Source organism: Paenarthrobacter sp. CM16 (genome assembly GCF_013179505.1).
Lineage (GTDB): Bacteria > Actinomycetota > Actinomycetes > Actinomycetales > Micrococcaceae > Arthrobacter.
Genome location: NZ_JABMCX010000331.1, coordinates 1 through 4672 on the forward strand (window position 1 = coordinate 1; position 4672 = coordinate 4672).

Annotated in this window: 6 protein-coding genes; 3 read left to right on the forward strand and 3 right to left on the reverse strand. The window is 63.7% G+C overall.

Annotated features, from left to right (window positions below; all coding sequences use genetic code 11):
* A partial coding sequence (locus tag HP499_RS20925) for an MBL fold metallo-hydrolase (RefSeq protein WP_172326049.1) occupies positions 1-550 on the forward strand: 550 nt, incomplete at its 5' end.
* A 4-nt stretch (positions 551-554) separates the two neighbouring features.
* Here the strand turns inward: HP499_RS20925 and HP499_RS20930 are convergent.
* Positions 555-998, reverse strand: coding sequence for a YdeI/OmpD-associated family protein (locus HP499_RS20930; RefSeq protein WP_172326050.1), 444 nt, complete (start codon positions 996-998; stop codon positions 555-557).
* Positions 999-1086: 88 nt separating this feature from the next.
* Between HP499_RS20930 and HP499_RS20935 the strand changes: the two genes are divergently transcribed.
* Positions 1087-1329 carry a DUF2630 family protein gene (locus tag HP499_RS20935; protein WP_172326051.1) on the forward strand — a complete coding sequence of 81 codons (243 nt, stop codon included), beginning with the start codon at positions 1087-1089 and terminating at the stop codon, positions 1327-1329.
* On the opposite strand, the gene HP499_RS20940 is transcribed toward HP499_RS20935, so the two are convergent.
* Together HP499_RS20940 and HP499_RS20945 are read right to left on the reverse strand one after the other, a co-directional pair.
* Positions 1330-2472, reverse strand: a complete 1143-nt coding sequence (locus HP499_RS20940) for a glycerate kinase (RefSeq protein ID WP_172326052.1) — start codon at positions 2470-2472, stop codon at positions 1330-1332.
* Between the two features lie 62 nt (positions 2473-2534).
* Positions 2535-3506, reverse strand: a complete 972-nt coding sequence (locus HP499_RS20945) for a D-2-hydroxyacid dehydrogenase family protein (RefSeq protein WP_172326053.1) — start codon at positions 3504-3506, stop codon at positions 2535-2537.
* A gap of 65 nt (positions 3507-3571) precedes the next feature.
* Between HP499_RS20945 and HP499_RS20950 the strand changes: the two genes are divergently transcribed.
* Positions 3572-4672, forward strand: a 1101-nt coding sequence (locus tag HP499_RS20950; protein ID WP_375154266.1) for a glycoside hydrolase family 2 protein, incomplete at its 3' end; no start/stop codon positions are given.

Below are 4672 nucleotides of genomic sequence, written 5' to 3' on the forward strand. Positions count from 1 at the left end.
CCACTTCGATCACCTGGGTTTGGCCAAACGCCTCCACCAAGAGCTGGGCATTCCCGTGTGGGTACATCGCGAAGACTCTTACATCGCTGAACATCCGTACCGCTACCGGCACGAACGCTCCCGGTTCGTCTTCGCCCTGACCCACCCCAAGGGCTTGCCGGTGATGGCCAGCATGACCAAGGCCGGCGCGCTCAACGTCAAGGGCGTCCACGAGCTCCAGCATTTTCCGGGCACAGGCGCACTGCCCGTCCCCGGCAGCCCGGAAATAGTCTTCTCCCCCGGCCACACCAGCGGCCACTGCGGACTCTTCCTTCGGGAACGCGGAATCCTCTTCAGCGGTGACGCGCTTGTCACCATGGATCCGTATACGCAGAGAACCGGACCCAGGATCGTCGCCGGCGCGGCCACTGCCGACAGCGCACTCAACCTCGCATCGCTCAAGCAGTTGGCACAGACCCGCGCAAGCCTGGTGCTCCCGGGGCATGGTGAACCTTGGACAAGGGGCATCGAGGAAGCCGTTGCCATCGCCAAGGCGAACGGCCCTGCCTAGGATGCTACTTCTTGCCGGCCTTCAAGTCAGAGACCACCTTCGCGATGCGTCGCGCGCGTGTCTCCGGCGTCTTTGCATCCCCGCCCGGTTCCACGTAGCGCCGCTGGGCGCTGTAATTGAGCGTTCCGTAGAAAGTTTTCGCCTCGGGCTCGGCATCCAGCGCAGCAGCCAGGTCTTCAGGAACCTCCACTACCCGGGGTTCAGTGTCCACTTCGAGGCCAACGCCCACAGTGTCCCCCGCTGCCGCTCCTGTCAGTTCACGGTTCGCCGAGCTGACGCCCACCATGTACTTGCCGCCCATCACGGCGATGCTGCTGCGGTAACTCTTCCCGTTGATGGTCACCACCACCGGGGGTCGCTTCCCCGCACCCAAGGCATCAACCACCTCCGGAGGAACTTCGATGCCCGCCTTGTTTCCGTCGCCCACAATCGTGGTTGTGAATTCCATGTCCCAAGTATGCCGCCGGTCACCGGTAGACGCACCGCAGCCACAGGACTACTTTCGAGATAACCGCCCACAAACGCAAGGAGAAGAGATGGACAACCAGGATCTTTTGGAACGCATCCAGTCACTTGTCGAAGAGGAACACCGCCTTCGCGACTCCGCAGGATCAGAACACGACGGCGACGACAACCGGGCGCGATTAGCCCAGCTTGAAGCCCAGCTGGATCAATGCTGGGACCTGCTGCGCCAACGTCGCGCCAAGAAGGACGCCGGGGAGAACCCCGATGAAGCCGAGCCGCGACCCGTCAGCGAAGTAGAGGGCTACCGGCAGTAACTACGCGCCCTCAAGCACCTGGCTCGTAGCCCACGCGAGGTACTTCGCCGCGTTGGCGACCGCGTCAGCCACATCCGGGACGCCGTCCTTGCGCTGCGCGACATCCAAAAGCTGGGCAGCGGCAACAATGCCGTGCTTGGCCAGGTCTTCAGGCGTGACAGTGATGCGCCCGGCAACGGCGATTACCGGGATCCCGTGCACACTGGCAGCATCGGCCAGGGCGATCGGTGCCTTGCCGGTGAGCGATTGCTCGTCCATGGACCCCTCGCCGGTGATGACCAGGTCAGCCTCGCCGAGGTGCTTGGCCAAACCCGTCAGTCCCGCCACCAGCGCAAAGCCGCCTTCCAGCGCGGAGTCAGTAAAGGCAAGGAACGACGCCGGGAACCCACCCGCCGCTCCAGCTCCCGGAACGTTCACATCGCGGCCAGTGGTTTCCCGAAGGAGCGATGCCCAGTTGCGAAGACCGGCGTCGAGCTTTTCGACAGCGTCCTCGTCCGCACCCTTCTGGGGACCAAAAACGTGTGCCGCACCTTCCGGCCCTAACAACGGATTCCGGACGTCGACGGCGATCCGGAACTTCACGGCGGACAGCCGCGGATCCAGTCCGGAGGCATCCAAGGCAACGACGTCGGTCAAGGAACCTCCGCCGAGCGGCACCACATTACCGGCCGCATCCAGGGGTTTGAGTCCCAACGCACGCAAGGCGCCACTGCCGCCGTCGGACATTGCAGAGCCGCCCAAGCCGAGGACGATCTCGGTGGCGCCGGCGTCGAGGGCGGCAGCGATGAGCTGGCCGCAACCGTAGCTGTGGGCTCGCAACGAGTTCTCAGGAGTAGGCTCCATGTGGGCCAGCCCGGAAGCCATGGCAGTTTCGATCACGGCGCTTGCCCCGCCAAAAGCATCTTTGCGGATGGCCCAAGAGGCTCCGACCGGTTTGAGGATCGGGCCAACAACGGCGTTGTTCCGTTCCTCATAACCGGCGGCGATGGCGGCATCCAGGGTGCCTTCGCCGCCGTCGGCCACCGGGAACTGCGTGGTCACGGCATCCGGGTAAACGCGGAGGGCGCCTTCGGCCATGGCTGACGCGGCTTCGGCGGCGGTCAGTGATCCCTTGAACTTGTCCGGGGCGATGAGGATACGCATGGGTCCATCTTGCCAGCTTTGCTCGGAAAGCGCTTGCCCACAGCGTAACGTGGGCGTTGGCACTACCCGTTGATCACCCGCATAGGAGCGTCATCGAGCCACGCCTTCACGTCCTCGAACGCCCCGCCGTAGAACTGCCGGTAACTCTCGTGCGTCACATAGCCGATGTGCGGTGAGAGGACAGTCCGCGAGGAATGAAGCAGCGCGTGCCCGGCCGGCAATGGCTCGTCGTCGAACACATCCAAGGCAGCACCGCGGATCCACCCCTCCTCAAGCGCCTGGATCAGGGCCGCCTCGTCCACCAAAGGCCCGCGAGCTGTATTGACCAGCACACCTTCCGGGCCGAGGAGGCGCAATTCCTTGGCGCCCACAATTCCCTCGGACCGCTCGGACAGCCGGAGGTGCAGCGTCACCACGTCAGACTCCCGGAACAACTCCTCTTTGCTGACCTTCCGGGCACCGGCAGCTTCGGCAGTCTCAGCCGTGAGGTTCTGGCTCCAGGCGAGGACGTCCATGCCGAATGCCTTGGCGTAACCCGCCATCCGCTTGCCGATCTTGCCCAGCCCGACGATTCCGAGCGTCTTGCCTTCAAGTTCAAACCCGACGCCGGTCTGCCAGTCGCCGGCCCGCAGGGAGTTCTCCTCCACAGTCAGGTTTCGGGCGAACGCGAGCAGCAACGCCCACGTCAGCTCGGGGGCCGCCGCCGGAGAGCCACCCGTACCGCACACCACGATGCCCCGCTCCGATGCTGCTTCAAGATCAATAGCGGCGTTGGCCATGCCAGTGGTCACCAACAGCTTCAGGTTGGGCAGCGCTTCCAGGACGTCCTGTGGAAATCGGGTTCGCTCGCGCATCGCCACAATGATGTCGAACGGCGCCAAAGCGGCCACGGCTTGCTCTTCCGAAAGGAAAGGTGCGCTGAAGACGCTCACCTTCACGCCGTCGTCGAGCAGTGAATCCCACGGGGCGTAATCGCCGGAGACCTGCTGGTAATCATCAAGGATGGCTAAACGGAATCGGGTCACGCTACTCATCCTCGCGCGGTGGCTGGTGGTACTCAACCCCATCTCACGTTAGGTTTTTGAGTGTGAGCCAAAATGTGACCTCCACCATGCCCAAACCCGAGCACCCACGCCCGCAGCTGGTTCGCGACAAGTGGCTGAACCTCAACGGCACCTGGGAATTCGAGATCGACGCCGGTGACTCCGGCTTGGAGCGCGGCCTCACCACCCGCGAACTCAACAGCGAGATCCTGGTTCCGTTCGCACCGGAATCCGCCCTTTCGGGGATCGAACACGTCGATTTCATGGAAGCCGTCTGGTACCGGCGGACAGTGACCATCCCGCAGGAATGGGCCGGGCAGAACGTCCTGCTGCACTTTGGTGCGGTGGACCACGACGCCACTGTCTGGGTGAACGGGGTTGAAGTTGCCCGGCACCGCGGCGGCTTTACGCCCTTCACCGCGGACCTCGGAGGAGTGGCCGAGCCCGGCACGGAAGCAGTAATTGTGGTGCGGGCCAGGGATTCACGGCACGAAATGCAGGCCCGCGGCAAGCAGGCCACGTGGTACAACAACACCCACTGCCAGTACACCCGGACCACCGGGATCTGGCAGACGGTATGGATGGAAGCGGTCCCCGAGGTCCACATCAAACGCCTCCGGATGACCCCCAACCTTGCAGATTCCAGCATCACCTTGGAGGTGCCCGTCAGCCGGAATCGAAGCGGACATACCGTTACGGCCGTCCTCAGCGACAAAGGCGATGTACGTGTTGAGGCCAAGGCAAAAGCGGACCTGGACCTCACGCCATCACTTCGCCTGGCCATCCCCGAAGAATCCCTGCGCCCCTGGTCCATCGAAGACCCTTTCCTCTATGACCTCAGCGTCAGCATCCACGATGAGTCCGGCAACGTTGTTGACCAGGTCAGCAGCTACGCGGCGGTCCGGTCGATCGCCTTGGACGGCAAGGTTGTCCGCATCAACGGCAAGGCCGTCTTCCAGCGACTGATCCTGGATCAGGGCTACTGGCCCGAGTCACTCATGACCTCTCCGGACGACGCTGCCTTGATCAAGGACATCGAGCTGTCCATGGCCGCAGGGTTCAACGGCGCCCGGCTGCACCAGAAAGTCTTCGAGGAGCGCTTCCTCTACCACGCGGACAGGCTGGGCTACCTGGTGTGGGGCGAGTTCGGCGACTGG

Bases quoted from the DNA above. Each gene is read 5' to 3' on its own strand.
- HP499_RS20930 (WP_172326050.1), bottom strand. From the start codon at position 998: ATGGAATTCACAACCACGATTGTGGGCGACGGAAACAAGGCGGGCATC.
- HP499_RS20935 (WP_172326051.1), top strand. From the start codon at position 1,087: ATGGACAACCAGGATCTTTTGGAACGCATCCAGTCACTTGTCGAAGAG.
- HP499_RS20940 (WP_172326052.1), bottom strand. From the start codon at position 2,472: ATGCGTATCCTCATCGCCCCGGACAAGTTCAAGGGATCACTGACCGCC.
- HP499_RS20945 (WP_172326053.1), bottom strand. From the start codon at position 3,506: ATGAGTAGCGTGACCCGATTCCGTTTAGCCATCCTTGATGATTACCAG.